The sequence below is a fragment of the Peribacillus sp. NPDC096622 genome (assembly GCF_044762665.1).
Lineage (GTDB): Bacteria > Bacillota > Bacilli > Bacillales > DSM-1321 > Peribacillus > Peribacillus frigoritolerans_B.
This window is the reverse complement of record NZ_JBIWES010000002.1, coordinates 538,227-560,603: the sequence shown is the minus strand read 5'-3', so window position 1 is coordinate 560,603 and position 22,377 is coordinate 538,227. Positions and strand designations below refer to the sequence as shown.

Genomic DNA, 22,377 nt, shown 5'->3' with positions numbered 1-22,377 from the left:
CATCCCTTTCTATATAAGCGCTTTCATATATGGGGAAATCCATTTAATAAATTTTCCTATTTCATAAACTTTCAAATAGATCTAATTTACAATTCGAATTCCTTTTCTGAATATATGCAATTTTCATGCCAGATTTACAAAACGCAATATTCCACAAATTTTTTAAAAAAACACCTTCAATAGACAAATTTTTTTGCACTTTACGCCACGTTTTTTTGCACATTATGCCATGTTTTTTTGCACTTTTATTCATTTGGATTAATTTAAATACATTCCAAATATTACTAAAAGAATATATTCAATGAATATTTCTATCAAAATCCATTTTTCTCCATTTTATTCCTTTAAATGTCATATTTTTTGCAAGTTTTCTCCATTTGATACTAATATGAAACGATGTAAAAATGAGGTATTCTCATGAAGGAGTTGAGTGTTTTGAAAGGTAAGGTATTTTTAGGGACTGCACTATCCGTCGGTCTATTATTTTCTGCTATTCCCCATCAAGAAGCTTTAGCGGCAAAAAATGTATTAAGTGTTGAGAAGTATAATAAGCATAAGGATTCGCTAGAATACAAGTCTGGGAAACTTACGGACCCATCAAAGCAAACGGCAGAAGATATCATTCTTACCTTTTTTGATGAAAACAAAAAGTCTTACAAGCTAGAAAAGCAAAAGGCGAAGGACTCCTTCACGATCGAGAAAGAAAGCAAGGATGAACTAGGCAATACCGTCCTTAAATTACAGCAAACCTATAAAGGCGTACCAGTATGGAATTCCACACAAGCAGTATTGATTGACGCAAAAGGTGTATTGACTGTCGTGTCCGGTACGGTTGAAGCCAATCTAAACACGAAATTAGGGAAAAAGGCTAAAAAGGGCATCAGTGAATCCGAAGCTATCAAAATAGCTGAAGCCGATCTTGGGTTCACACCTGCCTACGAACAATCACCTGAATCTGACCTATATGTCTACGCAAATGAAGGCGAGGCCGATTATGTATATAAAGTCAATTTGAAATTCTTAAGTCCGGAACCAGGAAATCATAATTATTTCATTTCAGTCAAAACGGGTAAAATCCTGAATAAATATAATACACTAGATGAGGTGACGGGGACCAACTCCGTCGGAACGGGCACGGGCGTCTTAAACAATACCGTGTCGCTGAACACTACCTTATCCAACGGTCAATACTACTTACAAGACAATACACGCGGTAAAGGCATTTACACGTATAATGCCAATAACCGTTCAAGATTGCCTGGTACACTCTTTTCCAACACAACAAATGCTTTTACTGCTTCTGCCGATAAAGCTGCGGTGGATGCCCATTATTATGCGGGTAAAACCTATGATTATTACAAATCGACATTTGGAAGGAACTCCTATGATGGTAATGGAACCATCCTGAAATCAACCGTCCATTATGGCTCAAGATACAATAATGCTTTCTGGGATGGCACCCAAATGGTTTACGGTGATGGAGATGGCACGACGTTCATCCCATTGTCCGGCGGGCTCGATGTCGTCGCACATGAACTGACGCATGCCGTTACTTCCTCGGAATCGAATCTTACCTATCAATATGAATCCGGTGCTTTGAATGAAGCGATATCTGATATTTTTGGCACCGTTGTAGAATTTAAGAATCAAAGTGCCAAAGCCGATTATTTGGTCGGGGAAGATATTTACACACCTAACATTCCCGGTGATGCACTCCGCTCGATGGCTAATCCTACATTGAATGGTGACCCTGACCATTATTCGAACCGTTATACAGGAACGGGTGATAATGGCGGAGTCCACACGAACAGCGGAATCATTAATAAGGCAGCTTATTTAATCTCTGCAGGCGGAACCCACCATGGCGTGACTGTATCCGGAATCGGCATCGATAAACTAGGAACGATCTTTTACCGGGCAAACACAACATATTTAACTACCTCGTCGACTTTTTCACAAGCCAGAGCGGCGGTCATACAATCGGCCTCTGATTTATACGGTTCAAGCAGTGCAGAAGTCACTGCTGTCAAAAATGCCTTTACAGCTGTCGGTGTGAATTAAGAGATTTACCTATATATCAAACACCTCCCTAGCTTCACTTCTAGCGGAGGTGTTTTTTCTTATATATTGTAATGACTTCAACCTTCCGAGGATCATTTCGGCCGTTCGTTACCATTTTTCGTCCTTCATGTGAAGAATTCCGTCCTACGGCACAGATAGAGCCTCAATAAAAACAATCTGGGCCGTTTGCTAAAAATGATTAATTCCGTAAAATAGTTGCTTTTCTTCTTATTAACTGTCAAGCTTAGATGATATGGACTATATTGAATAGAACAAGTAGGTGACGAACATGATTGAAGTTAAAACTTCCACACTCAGTGATGGTGAGTTCAATAGAGGCGTATTCGCAACACGAGATATTAAAAAAGGTGAGCTTTTGCATGAGGCACCTGTCATTGCATATCCGAACGAGGAGCATGTTTTCATAGAGAAAACATTGCTGGCTGATTATGCGTTTGAATATGGAATTAACCATACTGCCATGCTTTTAGGCTATGGCATGCTGTTTAATCATTCTTATACACCCAACGCTACGTATGACATAAACTTCAAGAATCATACGTTTGATTTCTTTGCTTACACCGACATAAAGGCAGGAGAAGAAATCCTGATCAATTATAATGGTGAAGTCGATAATGAGGATCCGCTTTGGTTCAATAAAGAAAATGACGGCGAAGATGAAGCTGAATGATCATTGATCCTTCATGAAAGCACTTGTACTTTTGAATACCTTTCCATGGTCTTCGAAAGAAACGAGTGCTTTTCCTTTTACGGCATGAATTCACTGGGATTTTAATCGTTAATGGTTACTAAGAGAAAGTTAAGCAATAAAAAAAGCCCCATTAAGAAAAACTTAATGGGGCCTTTTAATTCGGAATTAGCATCCCGAACCATGATTTATTACACTCTCTATTCGCATCACCCCTGCCAACCAAGGCTCCATTTGAGCCAGGAGGCTTGGCAAACAGCCGACGGAAATTAATGGTTCTTCTATTTCACCTTAACGTACGGATGGGTTACTTGATTTTGTTTTGGTTATTGATTGGAATTGGCTCTTAACCTTATCAATGGTTTCTGGGGTGGCTAGGGATCTTATTTGACTCATGGTTTTTTCACGGGTTTTCTTATTGCGCATTAAAAATGCAGCTGCTCCTATCAGGACGGTTCCAAGCATTTTGTTTGATGGCATGTTAGTTTCCTCCTTCAAGTTAGTCATATATAGTATTCCCTCTATCAGCTGATTTAAACAAAAGCATCCTTTTGAAAGAGCGGTCCCGCTTTTATTCATCCTCGCTCAGGCTTTCGATAAACTTTATGCTTTCAGGATTTTTCACCACTTTTTCCGCTTGATCCGGATCAGCTTTCGTTTGCTTCATGTTGTTAAGTTTATATGTCAGCACTCTTTTCACTGACTCGTTAATTCTATCCATTGGAACTTCCCCTGCTTTTACTGCTTGCAGTAATCCGTCATATACCTCAAGCTCATGGGAATATTCATGACAGACAAGTAATAAGTCAGCTCCTGCAAGGATTGCCTGCTTCCCCATCTCTTCATAGGAGAAATACTTGTTCACAGCTCCCATTTCCAAATCGTCGGTAACGACAAGTCCTTCATATTTGAGTTTCCCCCGAAGAAGGTCTTCTATGATGATTTTAGAAAGGCTTGCAGGTTTTTCTTTATCATAGGCTGGATATTTAATGTGGGTCACCATTACGAAAAACTTTTGGTTATCCATTTCACTTATGATTTGCTTGAAAGGATAGATATCCGAATTTTCCAGATCTAGTTGGTTTGCCTCCACGGAAGATGTTTCGACATGCGGATCGATTTCGCTGCGTCCGTTTCCAGGAAAGTGCTTCAATGCACCAGTTATCGAAACATCATTCAAGCCTTGAATGGCTTTCCTTCCGTATTGATAGACCATTTCCGGATCTTGCCCCAATGAACGCTTATCCGTTTTCGATAGATCAAGTACAGGGGCAAAATTAATGTTAATCCCCATGGAGCCCAGTTCTGTCCCATTCAACTTGGCCACCTTGTACATGTCTTCAATGGAGGCATTTTTCCCAAGATCCTGTTGAGCAGGGAGGGGCGATACTCTTTCCTTCATCCTCATGATGTCCCCGCCTTCCTGATCGATGGCCACCATCAATGGAAGCGAATGTGTACTTTGATCGGCCGTTTGCTGAAGCGAATTGGATAACCTGGCCACTTGTTTAGGTGATTTCATATTACGGTCAAAATAAATGACGCCTCCTATATGTTTTTGTTCGATGAGCTCCGTAATTTCATCGCTCTTTTCAGTTCCCTTGAAACTGACCATCATAAGCTGTCCGATTTTTTCTTCAAGCGTCATTTTTTTCAGCAATTTCTCTATTTTCTCATGACTATCCGCATCGGCGTCCTTCGTTTTTTCCGCCCTGGAATTCACATCCATATTCACCTGAATGAACACTGCTGAAAAAGCGAGGATTGCGATGAAAAGCAGGCCCATATATATTTTTTTATTCTTCATGCTTTGACCTTCATTGACATTTTCTCTGTCCTTTCTTGATTGCCCTTTTATTGATTTCATTGCACACTTCTTAATCATGTTCATAAAGTGACAATTCTATATCATCATTGCGGATTTTTTTGCATAAAGCATTAGCCGAGTACCATACTACATACATAGCCTAATTCAAAGGAGATGCCCCCATGAACGGAATCTTGAAGAATATTGCCGTCACCTTCAGCCATGCAGTCGATTATGCAAAAGAAAAAATAACAGCCATAACGGGAACAACTTCAGTTACGATAGCGGAATTGAGTGAACACATCATCAATCAGCCCGAAACAAAACTAATCAGGAAAAACCTTTTAGGGATCCCTTTTTCTTTTTATCATTTACAAAAAGAAGACGTCACGTACTATTTGGAAATGAAAAGCTCACAGATTCTCCAGTTGGATGTTCAAGCGCATAATCATACGATTGTGTCTTACAGGTCTTATCGAGATAAATCCAGCTTGCCCACGGCCATTAGATTTCCTAAAACCCTTTTATCCGAATGACTCTGGTACAAAAACCAAAAAGCCGATATCCCCTGCATATGGGGTTATCAGCTTTTTTTCAAATCTTATAGGGAGAAAAAACGGTCTCTTTCACTTGAAATCCATTTCTCGGCACCTTCCTCATCCTTTTTAACCAAGCGGTTAACGAGGATATCATGCCAAATGTAGTTTTCGAGAAAATTGATATGAATGGGATCATCTGTGTAGAACGCCGTTTCTCTCGTTTCGGGGGAAGGGCCGTAAATCGTCTCCTTGCCATCAATGGATAAGATGAACCATTTGTTTTCTCCGATATTTTCCACATAGCTTGTTTTGCGATGTAGATCTATACCTGATAATGGGTTTTCAACCTGAAATGCAATCCCCTTGAGCGTGCAATGCGCGGCGACCCCTTTTAGCTCTTGTTCAAGTTTTCCATACATCTCGCCCCATAAGGAAACCACCACCCTTTTCTCGGCTTTGTGAATCAAAGTACGGCAGAAGGATAGGATATGCCCTTCACCTTTAAGTGTCATTACACGATTGTCGGACATCGGTTCGATTTTCTCGAATTGTTTTAGTGTATGGCTGATGGATTGATAGGTATTGTTCCATTTTGATTGAACCGATTCCAAAAAAACATCGACTGGAAGCGGCGAATATTTTATCGAGTCATTGATTTCCTCTTTTAAGACGATTCCTTCTTCTTGCAGTCCATTTAATATTTCATAGATTCGGGCCCTTGGAATTCCTGATTCCTTGCTTACTTGATAGGCACTGGTTGGGCCTTGGCGAACCAAAGAAACATAAGCCTTTGCTTCATATTGACTAAACCCGAGAGACTGTAGTTTTTGAATGATATCTTGCATAGTACCTCCTAGTGCTTTTAGTAAGTTATATGCCTATCATACCAAATCTCTTATCGAAATCTATTCGATTTCAAACGGTATGACTCGAATATTCTTATTTACAGGACAGTTCATATTAGTTACTATCTAAATAGTGACTAATTAAAAACTTGGGTTATGGCTTCAGCAAAACAAGCATTTCAGCCATAATGCCATTGATAAGGAGGCTTCTTGGATGGAAGATATACATATTTCAACACTTTTGCTGCTGATGATTTTCGGGTTTTTGGCAGCATTCATCGATTCCGTGGTCGGCGGCGGTGGCCTGATCTCGATACCCGCTTTATTATTTTCAGGACTTTCCCCGTCAGCAGCGATCGCGACGAATAAGTTAGCAAGTTCCATGGGGTCTTTAACAAGTACCATTGCCTTCATTCGCTCAGGTAAGGTTGATTTCAAATTGGTTTCCAAACTTTTCCCATTGATTTTCATAGGTTCCCTGCTAGGAGCTTGGGTTGTCAATTTCGTCTCTCCTGAATTATTAAAGCCAATGATCTTGGTCCTATTAATAGCTATTGCCATTTATACCTTTTTTAAAAAGGACTGGGGCCAGAAATCGAATTACCATAAACTCACATGGAAAAAGGCTGCACTATTTGCGTTCGCTATATTTGCCATAGGTTTTTATGATGGGTTTTTGGGCGCTGGAACGGGATCTTTCATTTTGTTTGCCTTTTTAATGATCGGCTTTGATTTTTTGCACTCTGCAGGAAATGCAAAATTTTTGAACTTCGGAAGTAATTTGGCAGCACTCATGATGTTCATATTCCTTGATACCGTTAATTTTTCCTATGGAATTCCAATGGGAATCTCCATGATAGCAGGAGCGTTGGCCGGTTCTAAATTTGCCATTAAGAAAGGAGTGGCATATGTAAGAGTATTATTTATCATCGTAACCGTCATTCTGATCATGAAAAATATAATGGATTACTTAATGGACGGCTAATCTTTTAAAAAAATAGACTACAGCACATTGTGTTCTCCACACAGAATGTGACATATGGGGATTATTTGGGTATATGATAGATATAGACTGTGTGGAAAGGTGTGATTGGATGATTGAAAAGTGGAATGGCGAAGAAATGGCAGATGTATCGGGGCAAACCATTGTGATTACTGGTGCCAATAGTGGGCTTGGCTTCGAAACGGCTTTTGCACTGGCCGGTAAGGGGGCAGAAATCATCCTTGCGGTCCGGAATGCTTCAAAGGGTGAAAAGGCGGTCGATAGAATCTTATCGGTCCACCCTAAGGCAAATGTACGTGTGATGCAGCTGGATTTAAGTGATTTAAGCAGCATTCGGCAATTTGCCGATTCTTTTCAGGAAAACTATGAATCTCTCTCCGTCCTCATCAATAACGCAGGTGTGATGATTCCGCCCTACAGTAAGACGAAGGATGGCTTCGAGCTGCAATTCGGCAGCAATCACCTCGGTCATTTTGCTTTGACAGGCCTCCTTCTTCCGCGTATCCTTTCTACGCCAAAATCGCGTGTGGTCACATTGAGCAGCTTGGCCGCCATCAATGGATATATAGACTTCGACAATCTAAATGGTGAAAACGGTTATAAACCAATGAAATACTATGGGCAAAGCAAGCTGGCCAATCTACTCTTCGCCCGCGAATTACAGAATAAATTCAACCAGCATGGCGCAACCCCGATCAGTGTTGCCTGTCATCCGGGCCTTTCCCATACTAATCTCATGTCACGCGGTTCTGGCAAACCCATAAATAGATTCGTGCACTTTCTTTCCAAAACCATCACCCAGCCGGCAAGTATGGGGGCATTGCCCACCCTTTATGCCGCAACGGAACCTGCATTGACAGGCGGGGAGTATATCGGACCCGATGGAAAGAAGAGCAGAAGAGGCTTTCCCAGAAAAGACGAGATCATCGATACCTTATATAATGAAGAAACTTCGAAAAGATTATGGGATCTTTCAGAAACCTTGACAGAGGTCAAATATCGTTTCACTGAAAGCATTACGCCAAAATGACTTTATATTTCCCCTGTCTTCGCTCATGAAGTGCAAAAAGAAAGAGGGAGCATAATGCCCCCTCTTTTCGCTTCCATCATTCAGCGTCAAAAACTTCGACATTTTCCATTTTGTCGCCATTTTTCATGGCTTTGGCTGTTTCAAGTCCAGATGTCACTTTACCGAATACTGTGTGAACACCGTTAAGATGCGGTTGTGGTTCATGCACGATGAAGAATTGGCTTGAGCCTGTGTCTTTTCCAGCATGTGCCATAGATAGGCTTCCTGCCTCATGTTTATGAGGGTTTCCTTCTGTTTCACATTTGATTTGCTTGCCGCTTCCGCCTGCGCCTGTACCTGTTGGATCTCCGCCTTGGCTTACGAAACCAGGGATTACACGGTGAAAGACTACGCCATTATAAAATCCTGTGTTTGCCAAGTTTTCGAAGTTAGCCACTGTGTTCGGTGCTTCGTTCGGGAAAAGGTCGAATTCGATTTTTTCTCCATTTTCCATAAGTATGTATCCTTTTTTAGCCATGTTAAACATCTCCTTCAATATGAACTTAATCAAATCTAATAGTACCATTTTTATACGCAGAAAGAAAAGCAAGCGCTACTTATTTCGAATTGTATCATTATACATTCCAATATTTTTTCTTTTATAATGGGGTAGATTCATTATTATAAGGGGGAACGAACCATGATACAGCAATTCGATGCGTTAGTCGTGAACAAGCAAGATGATCAATTCACCGTTAACATTCAGAAACTATCACTTGATGATCTACCTCAAGGCGAAGTGCTCATCCGTGTTCATTATTCCGGTGTGAACTATAAAGATAGCCTTGCAGCAACTCCAAATGGAAACATTGTCAGCAGCTATCCGATCGTTCCGGGAATTGATATGGCTGGTGTTGTCGTTTCATCTGAGGATTCCCGCTTTAAAGAAGGGGACGAAGTCATTGCGACCTCCTACGGGATTGGCGTTTCCCAATCAGGGGGCTATAGTCAATTTGCCCGTGTTCCTGCAGATTGGATCGTCCCGCTTCCTGATGGCCTTACAATGAAAGAGGCGATGATCATCGGAACGGCCGGTTTCACTGCAGCACTATCGGTACTGCGACTGGAAGAAAATAACCTCACACCTGGGCAAGGGAGCGTTCTCGTCACTGGTGCAACTGGCGGGGTCGGCAGTTTTGCCGTCTCGATCCTTTCCAAACTTGGCTATTCCGTTGAGGCGAGTACAGGAAAAGAATCGGAACATGGATACTTGAAGGAAATCGGCGCGGCTACCATTGTATCGCGTGAAGATGTATATGATGGCAAGCTGCGGGCTCTGGGCAAACAGAAGTGGAGCGGGGCGGTAAATCCAGTCGGCGGTGAACCGTTAGCTTCGGTCCTTAGCCAAATCAAGTATGGCGGAGCTGTGGCGGTCAGTGGATTGACAGCTGGGACAAGCCTTCCTGCCACCGTCTTTCCATTCATCTTAAGAGGTGTTAATTTACTTGGGATCGATTCGGTCAATTGCCCGATGGATACAAGATTGAAAGTTTGGCACCGCCTTGCCACCGACTTTAAACTAGAGCACTTGGAACAGCTCGTTCAACAGGAAATTACAATTGAAGAATTGCCTGACGTCCTTCCTACCCTATTAAAAGGGGAAGCTAGAGGCAGGACGATCGTTAAGCTATAACCCAAAAAGTGACGAGAGCAAGGCTTCTCGTCACTTTTCATTGTGAACTTTCATTGATAGGAAGACTGATATCCACAATCGTCCCTTCTCCCACTTCGCTGCTGAAATGAATTTCCCCATTATGCTCATGGATGATTTTAGCGCTGACCATGAGCCCAAACCCTGTTCCTTTTTCAGATGTGCTATAAAAAGGCTGCCCTAGATGCTTCATGCGTTCATTTGAGATTCCGCAGCCTTGATCAATGAACCGAATCATCACAGAGTCACCTTCATGGTTTAGCTGTATATGAAGTTTGCCGCCATTCGGCATGGCTTCTATCGCATTATTGACGACATTCGTGAATACTTGTTTTAACTGATTCGGTTCGCCAAAGACAGATGCCGAATCCGTATTATATTCCTTGATGATTTCGACATCATTCAATATCGCTTGAAACTCGGCTAACGTAATCACACTATCCAATAAATCGTTAAGCTGAATGAATTCACAAACCTTCGCTTCAGGCTCTGCTAAACTTAAAAACTCATTGGCCAGGATTTCGATTTTTTCAATTTCACTGACTATCATTTCAAGATAGTCCTTTTGCTCAGGGTCTTCCTTTAATAATTGCAAAAAGCCTTTGACAGTAGTTAATGGATTTCTTATTTCATGTGCGATGCCTGCAGCCATCTGTCCTACCGCCGATAACATATTGGATTTACAGAGCAGCTCTTCGGTCTTTTTACGCTCCGTAATATCCCTACAGAATACCTGTATGGCTGGTTGACCTTTATAAATAATCGGAAGACCGAGTGTTTCTCCATAGAATGCTTGTCCGTCAAGTCGAATGAACTTTTGTTCCAGTAAACCAACCGCCTGGTGATCGTCCCTCATGATTTCGATTCTTTTTTGTACACTTTCCCGGGACTCCAGGTGAACGAACTGGAAAACCGATTTACCGATAATATCTTCCACACTATCCATCCCAAGCATTTTTGCCCCCATGGGATTCATATACTCGATGATCCCATTGCGATGTACAAAAATCGCTTCAGGTGACACCTCCACTAAACTGCGATACCTTTGCTCGCTTTCCTTCAAGGCGGCTTCAGCAAGTTTTTGTTTCGTAATATCACGATAAACGAAAACCAATGCACACGGCTCATTTTCATTATCGCGGATATTAAACAGGGAGATGCTTACATCGATTAACTGGCCATCCTTCCTTAACCTGACCGTTTCAAAGCCTTTCTTTTGTACCCCTGCCTTAATTTGGTCATGCAATTCATTGACTGACTCCTTCAAGAAATCAGGAATAATTGGAAACGGCATGCCAATGAGCTCATCATTCGTCCATCCGAATAACTCTTCAAAAGCTGCATTCACCTGAAGAGTCTTTCCTTCCAGATCAACAATGGAAATGGCGTCCGGGTTGTTCTCCATGAAAGACTTGAATTTCTCGGTACTATCCTCCGGCTGCTGTTCTCCCATTTGCCCTTGTCCATAATTAATAAGCCTCTTACTCATCAATTTTTTATTCCTTTCTTATCCGGAAATTTACAGTCTCAATATTACAGTATCAGTAAATCATTTGCCAGTTTTATCATATGTTTTTTCCAAGTTAAGGATTGATGCACAAAGAGGCCAAACCTCCATAAGGTTCAGCCTGTTCCTTAAAATGTATTATAAATATTCGGGCATTCTGTACCTGTTGGTTCATAAAAGCAATGGAGCTTGAAACGCCCAACCAGGGGCTGATTATACCAGGTTGCCGGACAATCTCCCGGTGGCCTGAAGTACCATAGGCTAAATTTCGAAGGCCATAGCCTTTCGCCGCTGACGCTACGGCGCGCAAGCCTCTTTTCCCTGTCCCTTGCCCGCTGATAAAAATACCCCTTCTGTACAGCTTCAAAGGCATGCTCCTGATAAATCATGTCTGGAATCGTCCTCAACCCTTTGAAATCGGAACAATTCGACCTAATCCGATTGACCCCTACATTACCGATCATCAGCATGCCTTGATCACCTTCACCCTCGCCTTCCGCCCTAAGCAATCTTGCCAATAAGGCAATATCGGCATCAGTGTGCTTTACAACGGCCATCCCATCACCTCCACTTTTTTATCCTATGTCTCGGATATGGAAAAATACTCCGTTTATTAACAAAATCTTCATATGGAGTACACGTCCTATCAATAATACAGTCCTATACTTAAGTAAGGCTGGATAGCACGCGTGGCTATCATGGTATTTGGCGAAGGCGGGGCCAATACTTTCCTTATACATATAAAAAAGGCGGCACACATTGTGCCGTCTTTTATCTTGTCATTCTTTCGCTTCAAATGCCGCTTCAAACGCCAATGATACCTTCTCGAATTCTTCATCCGATTCGATATCGAGCAGTTCACCTTCGCCTTCGACCCTGAAAAAGAAAATATCGATATCTTCATCTGTATCCTCTTCAATATCTTCAAGCAAACCTACTGCAACATATTCCGTTCCTTCTACATCCAATGATCCTAAAACCTCAACCTCATGGCCTTCATCACTGTCATCAGTAAGGGTGAAAACTTCACCTTCACGAATTTTTCCCATACTACCTCTCCTCTCATATCCATTAATAATGGAGTTGTTTCCATAGTATATCGACTATTCCATTTAGAAACAAATTTTTGCCCTGAAAAATGATGAATACCTTTCTTTCCAAGAAAAGAATCTATCAAGAAATATTATGGAAGAAAAGTATTATCCCATAAGCTATTTGTTATTTTTCATTATTCACCAATACTTCCCCTTTATTAACATCATTTAAAAAATTATCTAAAACGGCTATAAAAAAGTAATTTAATTCCGAATAATCTTATATATACTAATATTAGCGAATTGCACCTGGATATAATGAAGGAGGAAGATTTATTGGCTGTGAAAAGGGTCGACCACATTGGCGTTGTTGTAAAAGATCTTGAAACATCCATCGCCTTTTATCAAGATGTACTGGATTTAAAATTAAAAGCACGCATGACTCATACTAACGGGGTGATCGAACTGGCATTCCTCGGTTACGAAGAGTCGGACGAAACAGAAATAGAATTGATTCAGGGATATAGCGACACACTGCCATCCGAAGCAACGATCCACCATTTCGCCATTACCGTAGATGATATCGAAGAAGAATATGCCCGGATCAAAAGCTTGGATAACACCGAGCTGATTGATGAAGAGATCGTCACCCTTCCAAATGGTTATCGCTATTTCTACGTATATGGACCGGAAAAAGAGTGGATTGAATTTTTCCAAAGGTAAAAAGCATACTAAAAAGGCAGAGTCTTAGAGACTTCTGCTTTTTTAACGTTCACTTTGCAAGCCGCTTATTCAAGCTTAACAAAATTTACAGATAAAAATCTTTTCTTTACTTAAATGAAGGAATTTCTTAATATACTACATTTATCCTAAGATGTAATAATTATATTTTTTTGGAGGTATGCATTTTGGGGAAAATGAGCAAAAAGGTAGCAGGAATTACGTTAGCGGGCGCAGTAGCCATATCATCACTGGGTATTTCAACAATGAAGGAAGATGTTCAGGCAAAAGACAAGAAAAAAGAACCAACAAACGTCATCATGATGGTGATGGATGGAACAAGCACAGGAGCCACAACCCTTTCAAGGTGGTATAAAGGCGATAATCTAGCCATGGACGAAATGCTGACTGGCGGCATGCGTACATACTCAGCTGAATCGGCCATTACGGACTCAGCTCCTGCAGCAACAGCCCTTGCGACAGGAAATAAATCAAATGATAAATTTGTCGGTGTCCTGCCATCCATCGTTAATTCTCCAGGGCTCGATCCGGTTAATCCGAAAAATGCACAAAAACCAGTCGCTAACGTTTTGGAGGGTGCGAAACAAGCCGGAAAGGCTACTGGCATCATTTCTACATCTGAAATCCAGCATGCTACACCCGCAGGCTTCTCCGCTCACGTGACACACCGAAGCAATTATGGTGATATTGCGGAACAGCAGGTTTATCAGGGGATTGACGTCGTTTTGGGAGGGGGCAAAGAATCCCTTTTACCAGGTAAAACAACAAATGCAAGAATTGATGGTGAAAACCTTTTGAAAGTGCTCGAGAAAGACAAATATGATTTTGTTGAAACCCGTGACGAGCTGTTAAACTCTAAATCGAATAAAATTTGGGGAAGCTTTGCACCAAGTGCCCTGGCATATGATTTAGATCGTAAAACAACAAAGCCAAGTGAACCCACTTTAGCTGAAATGACCAATAAAGCCCTTAAAACCTTGAAAAAAGATAAAGATGGTTTCTTCTTATTTGTCGAAGGAAGCAAGATTGACTGGGCTGCTCACGGAAACGACACGATCGGAATGATTAGTGATACTTTATCTTTTGATGATGCCGTGAACGAAGCCCTTAAGTTTGCAAAAAATGACGGAAACACGATGGTCATTGCAGTGACGGACCATGGGAACAGCGGAATTACAATGGGTAACGTAAACACGAACTCCTCCTACCCAGAAACACCCGTTTCAGCCTATATCGATCCATTAAAGAAAGCGAAGATGACAGTCGAAGGAGCTTTAAGTAAGTTGAAACCAGATCATTCCAATCTAAAAGAAGTTGCAGCACTGTATGGACTTGATGATCTGACTTCTGAAGAATCAGCAAAACTTACCTCTTCCAAAAACGTAGGTGCTGAAATGACAAAGATGCTTGCTAACCGTGCCAACATTGGCTTTACAACCGGCGGTCATACAGGGGAAGACGTTTTCCTATACTCTTATGGCCCTTCAAAACCGACTGGATTAGTGGAGAATACAGATCTCCCTAAAAAAATGGCCGAATTCATGGGCTTTGATTTACAAAAATTATCGAATAAACTATACATGAATGCTAAAAATTCCTTTGAGAAAAAAGGATATTCTACCCGTATTGATGTGACAGACCCGAATAACCCAGTTTTCGTAGCGAAAAAGGGGCAGCAAAAAGTAGAGTTGCCTGCAAATAAGAATATCGTTATCAGCAAGACTCCTAAATCCACCAAACAAAAGGAAATAAATGCCATAACCGTTTACAACGGAAAAGACTTCTATATATCTGAACAAGCATTAAAGGCAGTCAAGTAAGCATCACATCTTTATAATGATGAAGGAGCCCTTGTTTTTAACAAGGGCTCCGACCGTTTATCAACTCCTTATCCTCCCTACGGTCCGGTAACGTTGACAGACACCATAAGTTAGCTTTCTACATGAAGAAAGGATTTTTTTATGAGAAGAATTTATGAATATCTATTGATGAGAAAAAAGAAGTAGTTTAAAAATTAAAAGAAGATCTCAAAAAATTAGAACAGGAAATAAACCAAAATAAAAATTCCTTTTCGAGTTTTGTACATGAAATCTTGTATAGTACATGTGATAAATGGAATTTAGAAATTGAAGAAGAAATTAAAGATAATTAAGCATATAAAAAGGTTCTTATCTAAAATTAGATAGGAACCTTCAGACTGTAGACAAACTCGAAGAAAAGCGGGTTTGCCCACAGTTTTTTTTATGGTTTGTACAATGAACGTTGATTTCCTCTCCAGGCACTCGCTTTCCGCGGGCGGTCCGGGAGTCTCCTCGGCGCCTTTGCGCCTGCGGGGTCTCCCTGGGACTCGCTATTCTAAGCAGGAGCCTCGCACATCCGCTCCAATCAACTTTGTTTAAAAATTCCGATGGAATCCCTTTTGTCTACAAACTCAGGAGCCCTTGTTTAACAAGGGCTCCTTTTCTTATCAATGATTTAGAACTCCCCGGTTCACCAGCTTGACTTTTTGACACCCGGCAGCTGCCCTTTATGAGCAAGTTCCCTAAAAACGATACGCGACATGTTGAATTTGCGCATATATCCACGTGGCCTCCCCGTTACTCCACAACGATTATGGACCCTTGTCGGCGAGGAATCACGAGGGAGTTTGGCCAATGCGGCATAATCCCCTTTCTCTTTCAATTCCTTTCTAAGTTCTGCATACTTTTCGACCATTGCCAACTGTTTTTCCGCTTTTATCACCTTGGATTTTTTCGCCATTTTAATTCTCCTTTTTTAAAGATCTTGATTTTATATCTATAAACTATTCACAATTCGTTCCGCTGCCTGTCTTGCTCCCGATATATTCCTGGATATCGGTCCCATTTCAAGTTCAGCCAATGCTCCCGTGACATATAAACCAGGTCCCCACTGCAACGACTGCGATACGATTGGATAACCACATTCCGCGCAGCGTAAATCATGCGACCGGATGACTGGCATCAGCCAATCCTTCCCTGGCATTGATGACTTAAAGCCGGTCGCTAAAAGGATCGTCCCCGTTTGTTGAATGACCTTTTCGTTTTTATCCATAAGGCTGATATGCCCATCCCTCCACACAGCGTTTATCACCTCATCATCCATGACACGCAATAATCCCTGTTTAACCTGATTCATCAGCGCCTTATGTAAGTCAGGTGGGATGGATCCCTTATTACGGGCCTGGATAATGGTCTCGCGTCTTTTTTGAAAGCTGGATATAGCACGGAAAGGGCGCTGTTTTTTCGGCCCCAACCAACCAGGATCACTGTCGAAATCATGAATTCTAAAATGATGCCGCTTCAGAACCGTTACATCATGGGGATAGATTTCACTCAGCTTTAAAGCGAGATGGACAGAAGATATGCCGCCCCCAATGATCGTGATGGGTCCTTGTAATTGTGTCAGGTCCGGAATATTTTCATCAAATATGTGGTAAATCGGACCCCCATGCTCTTGTTTGAATTGCCGTGCCCATTCAGGCCAATAAGGCTGTTCGCCAATACCAATTGAAATCACAAGTTTTTGTCCCTCAAGCCGTCGCTTGTTTTGCAATTGGATTTCCCAGCCCTGTCCCGTTTTGCAGGCAGAGATGACTTCCCCTTGCACCCATGCCTGCTTAATGGATAAATCATCAGCCAAGTGAACACAATGTTCATTGAACGATTTTAGGGATGGCCGCTTATATTGGCCGTAAAAGTTATTTTTCCAGTCTGCCTTCTCCACATACTTCTGCAGGCTGAAGGGATTCACATCCAGATGGTGTACGGATGGAGAACGTAAATATGGCATTGAAATGACTTCCGTACAATGCTTCCATCTTGCTAATGGTTCTTCATTTCTATCCACAATCGCCAGCTGGTCCACCGTCGTTTTTCCTGACTTAAGTAAAAATGCAGCCATCGTCATACCTTGAATGCCTCCGCCAATAATGATCCATTCCAACATGAACTTCCCTCCTTTTACATTCATTCTCCCTTATAAATCATAATCTTTACGATTTAAATCTTAAAATTACTTCGTTTCACGGTGAAGCGTGTGTTTCTTCAATCGCGGGCAGTACTTTTTCAATTCGATCCTGTCCGGATTATTCCGCTTGTTTTTCGTCGTGATATAATTTCTGTCCCCTGATTCTGTGCATGCTAACGTAATGTTTACTCTCATTTTATTTCCTCCTAAAGTTTTTTAATGAACGATTTCAGTAAATGCAGGCAATCGATCTTCATACAGAGACCAATCCTGCTGCATCTCAATTTCCGTCAATAAGCATTGATCTAATTCATTTTCGATTTCCTGTTGATTCATTTGAATGCCGATCATCACCAGCTCCGTCATCCTGTCACCGTATACCTCATTCCACCGTTCCAATAATTCAGGTGCCTCCTTTAAAATTTGGCGCTGTTCTTCCTCAGGGTAAGCTGCGATCCATTTACCGGCTGCTTGTAAAGTTAATGACGGTCCCGCTTGCGATAGCAGGCCTGCCGTATCATTTCTCGATGCCAGCCAAAGGAAGCCCTTCGCCCTCACCACTTGTACGGGCCAGTTTTCTAACCACTCCATCAGCCGTTCGGGATGAAACGGTATTTTCCTCCTGTAAACGAAAGAAGAAATCCCATACTCCAAGGTCTCCGGGATATGCTCTTCATTCAATTCCTTTATCCAGCCCGCTCCTTGGCTTGCCTCTTCAAAGTCAAATAAATGTGTATTCAATACTTCCTTTAGCGGCACCTTGGAATGGTTTGTTTCAATGATCCTCGCATCCGCATTCATTTTATGAAGAACCGCTTTCAATTCCTCAACGGCGTCAGCATCCATAAGATCGATTTTATTTAACAGGATGACATTGGCGAACTCTATCTGATCTATTAATAGATCGACCACTTCCCTGCCATCCCCAGCATCAGTTGCCTGCATCCTGTCAATGAGTGTTTCTCCGGAAGTGAAGTCTCGCCAAAAATTATACCCATCAACAACGGTAACCATCGTATCAAGCCTGCAATATTCCGATAAATCAATTCCCATGCTTTCATCAACATAGGAGAAGGTTTGGGCTACAGGTACCGGTTCGCTTATCCCAGTCGATTCAATCACGATGTAATCAATGTCCCGTTGTTTCGCCAATTTTTCCACTTCAATCATCAAATCCTCACGAAGCGTACAGCAAATGCAGCCATTCTGCATTTCCACCAGTTTTTCATCCGTCCGGGTAAACCCTCCCTGTTTGACCAGCGAAGCATCAATATTGATTTCACTCATATCATTAACGATGACGGCAACCTTCAGATCATCCCTATTTTCAAGAATATGATTCAAAAGCGTCGTCTTTCCCGCACCAAGGTATCCACTCAATACCGTAACCGGAATTTTCTTCATCTCCATCCATTACCACTCCTTTACCTGATTTCTTTGCTGCGCGTAAATCAAAATCATTACGATTTAAATGTCGAAGTCATCTCCCATGTAAAAACACTCTTTAATAATAAAACGTAATCATTACTATTTGCAAGTTTTTTTCAAAATTGCCTGCGAATACTTCTCCTGAACCAACGTAATCACGCTTGATCCGACACACTGATAAATGAAAGGTGCTGACATAAAACTTAAATCAACAAAAATTAAATGGAAGCCCAATCACACATCACATCATGTGTATGGAACCTCCATTGCAGGTTTATCATTTAATGTACTTCTATATTTACAAGCAGCTGATCATCATCCAATACATTTTTCTTTTTCTTTGTTGCAAATAGAGAAAAAAATTATTGGCTTATTCCGCCATTTCCCACCCTGAAGATGTTACTGTCTTTTGTTCAAAAGTTTCAATCTCTCTCTGTTTCGCCAGTTTAGAAGCTTGTGATACGGACCACGTTAAATTCCCAAAGGCAATCACTGTCCCGATCGAGATAACCAACACCTTTTTACAAAGTATTTTCTTCAATAGCTTCCTCCTGAGAATGTATTGGAATACTCTAAATATAAACCAACATTGTTAACCTAACATGTAGCTTCTGTAAATGTACGAAATTATTTTTATACATATGTAAACACAAAAAAGCTGAGTGCATATGCAGTCAGCTTTTAAGGTGTTTCTTATTTATAAAACACTTTGTCGACGTTGTATTTAGCATGAAGTTTATTGATCATGTACGTTTCATAGATTTCACGTTCCATAGCATCTTCAACTAAAAGAATGTCAATTTTCTTGACTTCATTACGATGCTCTTTAATCGGAGATACATTATCCTCGAAATGCTTCTTGACCCTTGGTCTTAATTTACGGGCTTTACCGACAAAAATCAGCTCATCGTTTTCATTGTAAAACAAGATGATGCCGGCTTTATCACGGGGAATCAAATGAAAATCGATAAACCCGTAAATTTCAGGAATGACAGGTTCGTCTCCTTCTATAACTTGCTTTCTTTGTTTGATGCTTATATCCGCTTCAGGGATTTCAATTTTGATCATTACAATTCACGTCCTCTATTTGTATAAGGTGAAACTTTCAATCGGAATCAAAATACCGGTTTCACGCCAAGCCAATCACTATAATCTTAAAGGTAAATGGTATCATAATTATGAGTGAAAAGCCATGTATGCCTTGATCGGTTTAAGATTGATTCTAAATATAAAGAAGAAGACTCGCTGGGAGCCTCCTTCTTTATCGGAAATATCCGTTACCACCTGTGAGCCTTTGCATTGCTTCTTAGTATAATGTTTGTTTGCGATTCTTGCGTATGCCCATTAACTTGAGATTTTGAACGCTTAGGTCTTGTCCAATTATGGTGAAACTTTTGAGAATGTGGATCTAATTGATCTTTATAGCTCATTCTGTGTCACCTCATCATTAGGATTTGGATATTCCGTTCAGTGATAGTAATCCCCATCACTTGTTCTAGTATTTTATTTTTCCAAGACATTTATACATATCCTTTAAAAAGCGAATTCGGCTGGCTTGCCTTTTGCAAGCACTTCCCCTGATTCATCCACCGCATCACTTGTCATGACGGATATGCCTTTTATGTTTCCATCATTTAGAATGAAACCAATGTTTCCGCTTTTTGAACCGTTTCCTTCTATTTCACCAGTAAGTTCTTCCAAGTAGATCTCATCTTCCCATGTCAGATGTTCCCCTCTGTCCGTTTCAAGGAAAGCAACTGGCGAAAACTTAACTTTTTTATCCGTATTGTTTTTAATTTCCACGTTCACTTTTACGATATCGAAATCTTCATCATGCGTATAGCCGTGGAAGAAATCGATCATGCTGTAATCCGGAGTGGCATGCATCACTTTCATTTCTTTGACCTTAACCTCGATCGGACCAACATTCAACGTTTCATTCACCTTTTTATAGGCCTTCAAAGTTAATTCGCCTTTGGCATCGGAAACGTTCTGTCCAATCTGGTTCAAGTTTATATCATCAGGAAGCTGTGGATTCAAATCGGGTGATTTGTTAGGAGTTTGAAAGTGTTTTAAATAAATAAAATAAAGCATCCAATCAGGATGCTTCAGGGCAGACTGCAGACAAATTCGATACCTACAGTTTTCTTTGAAAAACGTTACATTTTTTTCGGAAATCCGCTTTTTTTCGCGACTGACTGTCAAGCCTCCTGCCACAAGCATCTAGCGGAGTCTCTGCTAGCCAGTTATTCTGCAGGAAAAATCATGAAGTATAAACTATTCTTAAACCGTTCGGGATGAGACCAGCCTACAGTTTCACTTTAAAAACCCCAGTTGATTGGAACGGAAGGTACGAGACTCCTGCGGGAAAAAACGTGTCCAAGGGAGATCCCACAGGCGCAATGGCGCCGCGGGCGGACCGTCCGCGGAAAGCGAGTACCTGGAGTGGAGATCATGTTCCAGTTGATTTAAGAAACCCGCTCACTTTCCCCCCTTTTCGCCGACAAACTGAAGCGCTCCATTCAAAGAACGCTTTTTTCACTATTCTTTCTCTACAACTAAGCATTCCAAGGCACGGGCCGCATTCACTCTCGCCACCTCGATTGAATCGGCAGACGACAGGGCGACCGCAACCCTTCTACCTGCCTTTGTAACAGGTTTTCCGAAAAGGCGCACTTGTGTATTAGGTAAAGCCAAGGCCTGTTCAACACCGACTATTGAATATTCCGATAACTCATCTTGCGCTTTTAATGGACGGCTGGCACCCGGGCTGATCAGCTTGATTTCCGGGATGGGGAATCCTAGAATCGCCCTGATATGAAGGGCAAACTCGGACAAATTCTGTGTCACCAATGTCACTAACCCCGTATCATGCGGACGTGGGGAAACTTCACTGAAATAGACTTTATCCCCTGAGAGGAAAAGCTCTACCCCGAATAATCCATACCCGCCAAGTTCATCCGTAATGGCATGTGCAATTCTTTTCGCTTCCATTATTTGCGCTTCTGTCATTTTATGCGGCTGCCAGGATTCAATATAATCCCCGCCCTGCTGAATGTGACCGATGGGGGCACAAAACATGGTACCATTTACAGTCCGGACAGTAAGCAGCGTGATTTCCGAATCAAAACGGATAAATTCTTCAATGATCACCCGTCCATTTTGAACCCGGCCTCCTTCCATCGCGATTTTCCAGCAATCCTCCAGGTCATCTTCCGTGCGGCACACACTTTGCCCTTTACCGGAAGAACTCATCAGCGGTTTGACTACATTGGGAAAACCAACTTCCTTGGCAGCTTGGACAAATTCTTCATAAGTATTTGCGAATTTGTAGGCTGCTGTCGGAATCTCCAGAGTTTCAGAAGCCAACCTCCTGATTCCTTCACGATCCATAGTCAATTTAGCCGCTCTTGCCGTAGGAATGACATGAAAGCCTTCCTCTTCCAACTTGACTAATTCGGATGTGGCGATGGCTTCGATTTCCGGTACAATCAAATCGGGTCGTTCTTTCTCTACAACTCCCCTTAGTTGTTCCGCATCCAGCATATCGATCACATAACTGCGATGAGCGACTTGCATGGCAGGGGCATGTTCATAGCGGTCTACAGCAACGGTCTCCACACCAAGTCGCTGAGCTTCAAGTATGACCTCTTTCCCCAATTCACCCGAGCCCAATAATAAAATCTTTTTCGATTTATACATTCAGTCTCTCCTCCTTAATACTTCAAAATCATTATATACGAACTATAAACGAATAAACATAAATACTTATTCGTATTTGCACTTATAATTATATCGATATATATAAATAAACCTATCCATTTAAGTTTTTTCACAAGCCATCTCGTAAAGAGACCAGTTCACTGGAGCCTCCCCATTCAGCATTTATGACGGAGGAAATACATCTTGGAAAGAATCGATAATCCCCATTACCTTCTGCTGAAAAGGAGAGCATGAAGCGAATGTCGAAATTTGCATTACGATTATTTTTGAAAA

Annotated in this window: 24 protein-coding genes; 8 read left to right on the top strand and 16 right to left on the bottom strand. The window is 41.5% G+C overall.

Going from position 1 to position 22,377, the window contains the following annotated elements; translation table 11 throughout:
- The first annotated feature begins 417 nt into the window (after window positions 1-417).
- On the top strand, window positions 418-2,061 hold the full coding sequence (locus tag ACIQYG_RS06115) for a M4 family metallopeptidase (protein WP_402836262.1): 1,644 nt from the start codon (window positions 418-420) through the stop codon (window positions 2,059-2,061).
- A 289-nt stretch (window positions 2,062-2,350) separates the two neighbouring features.
- A complete protein-coding gene (locus ACIQYG_RS06110) occupies window positions 2,351-2,752 on the top strand; it encodes an SET domain-containing protein (protein WP_034310428.1) in 402 nt (133 codons plus the stop codon).
- 309 nt (window positions 2,753-3,061) lie between these two features.
- Here the strand turns inward: ACIQYG_RS06110 and ACIQYG_RS06105 are convergent, their stop codons facing one another.
- On the bottom strand, window positions 3,062-3,250 hold the full coding sequence (locus tag ACIQYG_RS06105; RefSeq protein ID WP_034310424.1) for a hypothetical protein: 189 nt from the start codon (window positions 3,248-3,250) through the stop codon (window positions 3,062-3,064).
- 91 nt (window positions 3,251-3,341) lie between these two features.
- The gene (gene nagZ, locus ACIQYG_RS06100) at window positions 3,342-4,637 is read right to left on the bottom strand and encodes a beta-N-acetylhexosaminidase (protein ID WP_402836260.1); all 1,296 of its coding nucleotides are present in this window, start codon (window positions 4,635-4,637) and stop codon (window positions 3,342-3,344) included.
- A gap of 122 nt (window positions 4,638-4,759) precedes the next feature.
- On the opposite strand from nagZ, the gene ACIQYG_RS06095 reads away from it, so the two are divergent.
- Window positions 4,760-5,113: a hypothetical protein gene (locus ACIQYG_RS06095; protein ID WP_402836258.1), complete on the top strand. Its 354-nt coding sequence runs from the start codon at window positions 4,760-4,762 to the stop codon at window positions 5,111-5,113.
- Between the two features lie 65 nt (window positions 5,114-5,178).
- Here ACIQYG_RS06095 and ACIQYG_RS06090 read toward each other — a convergent pair whose 3' ends face one another.
- Window positions 5,179-5,961 carry a TrmB family transcriptional regulator gene (locus ACIQYG_RS06090; protein ID WP_402836256.1) on the bottom strand — a complete coding sequence of 261 codons (783 nt, stop codon included), beginning with the start codon at window positions 5,959-5,961 and terminating at the stop codon, window positions 5,179-5,181.
- Window positions 5,962-6,175: 214 nt separating this feature from the next.
- Here ACIQYG_RS06090 and ACIQYG_RS06085 point away from each other — a divergent pair, with 214 nt between their 5' ends.
- On the top strand, window positions 6,176-6,946 hold the full coding sequence (locus ACIQYG_RS06085; protein WP_402836254.1) for a sulfite exporter TauE/SafE family protein: 771 nt from the start codon (window positions 6,176-6,178) through the stop codon (window positions 6,944-6,946).
- A gap of 109 nt (window positions 6,947-7,055) precedes the next feature.
- Window positions 7,056-7,994 carry an oxidoreductase gene (locus ACIQYG_RS06080; RefSeq protein WP_402836252.1) on the top strand — a complete coding sequence of 313 codons (939 nt, stop codon included), beginning with the start codon at window positions 7,056-7,058 and terminating at the stop codon, window positions 7,992-7,994.
- Between the two features lie 76 nt (window positions 7,995-8,070).
- Here ACIQYG_RS06080 and ACIQYG_RS06075 read toward each other — a convergent pair whose 3' ends face one another.
- Window positions 8,071-8,511: a peptidylprolyl isomerase gene (locus ACIQYG_RS06075; protein WP_402836250.1), complete on the bottom strand. Its 441-nt coding sequence runs from the start codon at window positions 8,509-8,511 to the stop codon at window positions 8,071-8,073.
- 162 nt (window positions 8,512-8,673) lie between these two features.
- Between ACIQYG_RS06075 and ACIQYG_RS06070 the strand changes: the two genes are divergently transcribed.
- Window positions 8,674-9,666, top strand: a complete 993-nt coding sequence (locus ACIQYG_RS06070) for an acrylyl-CoA reductase family protein (protein WP_402836248.1) — start codon at window positions 8,674-8,676, stop codon at window positions 9,664-9,666.
- A 37-nt stretch (window positions 9,667-9,703) separates the two neighbouring features.
- Here ACIQYG_RS06070 and ACIQYG_RS06065 read toward each other — a convergent pair whose 3' ends face one another.
- The 3 genes from ACIQYG_RS06065 to ACIQYG_RS06055 form a co-directional block, all read right to left on the bottom strand.
- On the bottom strand, window positions 9,704-11,173 hold the full coding sequence (locus ACIQYG_RS06065; RefSeq protein ID WP_402836246.1) for a PAS domain-containing sensor histidine kinase: 1,470 nt from the start codon (window positions 11,171-11,173) through the stop codon (window positions 9,704-9,706).
- A gap of 146 nt (window positions 11,174-11,319) precedes the next feature.
- Window positions 11,320-11,748, bottom strand: coding sequence for a cell wall hydrolase (locus ACIQYG_RS06060; protein WP_034310408.1), 429 nt, complete (start codon window positions 11,746-11,748; stop codon window positions 11,320-11,322).
- Between the two features lie 222 nt (window positions 11,749-11,970).
- On the bottom strand, window positions 11,971-12,240 hold the full coding sequence (locus ACIQYG_RS06055) for a DUF1292 domain-containing protein (protein WP_034310405.1): 270 nt from the start codon (window positions 12,238-12,240) through the stop codon (window positions 11,971-11,973).
- Between the two features lie 321 nt (window positions 12,241-12,561).
- On the opposite strand from ACIQYG_RS06055, the gene ACIQYG_RS06050 reads away from it, so the two are divergent.
- Entirely contained in the window at window positions 12,562-12,948 is a 387-nt protein-coding gene (locus ACIQYG_RS06050) for a VOC family protein (RefSeq protein WP_402836244.1), read from the top strand.
- A 194-nt stretch (window positions 12,949-13,142) separates the two neighbouring features.
- Window positions 13,143-14,786, top strand: coding sequence for an alkaline phosphatase (locus ACIQYG_RS06045; protein WP_402836362.1), 1,644 nt, complete (start codon window positions 13,143-13,145; stop codon window positions 14,784-14,786).
- A 670-nt stretch (window positions 14,787-15,456) separates the two neighbouring features.
- Here ACIQYG_RS06045 and rpsN read toward each other — a convergent pair.
- The 9 genes from rpsN to purT all read right to left on the bottom strand — a co-directional run bounded on the left by rpsN (window position 15,457) and on the right by purT (window position 22,083).
- Entirely contained in the window at window positions 15,457-15,726 is a 270-nt protein-coding gene (gene rpsN / locus ACIQYG_RS06040; RefSeq protein ID WP_144478004.1) for a 30S ribosomal protein S14, read from the bottom strand.
- 36 nt (window positions 15,727-15,762) lie between these two features.
- Window positions 15,763-16,932 carry an NAD(P)-binding domain-containing protein gene (locus tag ACIQYG_RS06035; protein ID WP_402836241.1) on the bottom strand — a complete coding sequence of 390 codons (1,170 nt, stop codon included), beginning with the start codon at window positions 16,930-16,932 and terminating at the stop codon, window positions 15,763-15,765.
- 66 nt (window positions 16,933-16,998) lie between these two features.
- Window positions 16,999-17,148, bottom strand: coding sequence for a 50S ribosomal protein L33 (rpmG, locus tag ACIQYG_RS06030; protein WP_034310390.1), 150 nt, complete (start codon window positions 17,146-17,148; stop codon window positions 16,999-17,001).
- A 21-nt stretch (window positions 17,149-17,169) separates the two neighbouring features.
- Window positions 17,170-18,363 (bottom strand): GTP-binding protein, encoded by a 1,194-nt coding sequence (locus ACIQYG_RS06025; protein WP_402836238.1) that lies wholly within the window; start codon window positions 18,361-18,363, stop codon window positions 17,170-17,172.
- A gap of 388 nt (window positions 18,364-18,751) precedes the next feature.
- Complete coding sequence (locus tag ACIQYG_RS06020) at window positions 18,752-18,922, bottom strand: hypothetical protein (protein ID WP_153246133.1); 171 nt, start codon at window positions 18,920-18,922, stop codon at window positions 18,752-18,754.
- A 152-nt stretch (window positions 18,923-19,074) separates the two neighbouring features.
- Window positions 19,075-19,455 (bottom strand): nucleotide excision repair endonuclease, encoded by a 381-nt coding sequence (locus ACIQYG_RS06015; RefSeq protein WP_402836360.1) that lies wholly within the window; start codon window positions 19,453-19,455, stop codon window positions 19,075-19,077.
- A gap of 203 nt (window positions 19,456-19,658) precedes the next feature.
- Window positions 19,659-19,811, bottom strand: coding sequence for a YpzG family protein (locus ACIQYG_RS06010; protein ID WP_072272311.1), 153 nt, complete (start codon window positions 19,809-19,811; stop codon window positions 19,659-19,661).
- 103 nt (window positions 19,812-19,914) lie between these two features.
- Entirely contained in the window at window positions 19,915-20,586 is a 672-nt protein-coding gene (locus ACIQYG_RS06005) for a DUF4352 domain-containing protein (RefSeq protein ID WP_402836235.1), read from the bottom strand.
- Between the two features lie 336 nt (window positions 20,587-20,922).
- Window positions 20,923-22,083 carry a phosphoribosylglycinamide formyltransferase 2 gene (gene purT, locus ACIQYG_RS06000; RefSeq protein ID WP_402836233.1) on the bottom strand — a complete coding sequence of 387 codons (1,161 nt, stop codon included), beginning with the start codon at window positions 22,081-22,083 and terminating at the stop codon, window positions 20,923-20,925.
- Window positions 22,084-22,377 lie beyond the last annotated feature (294 nt).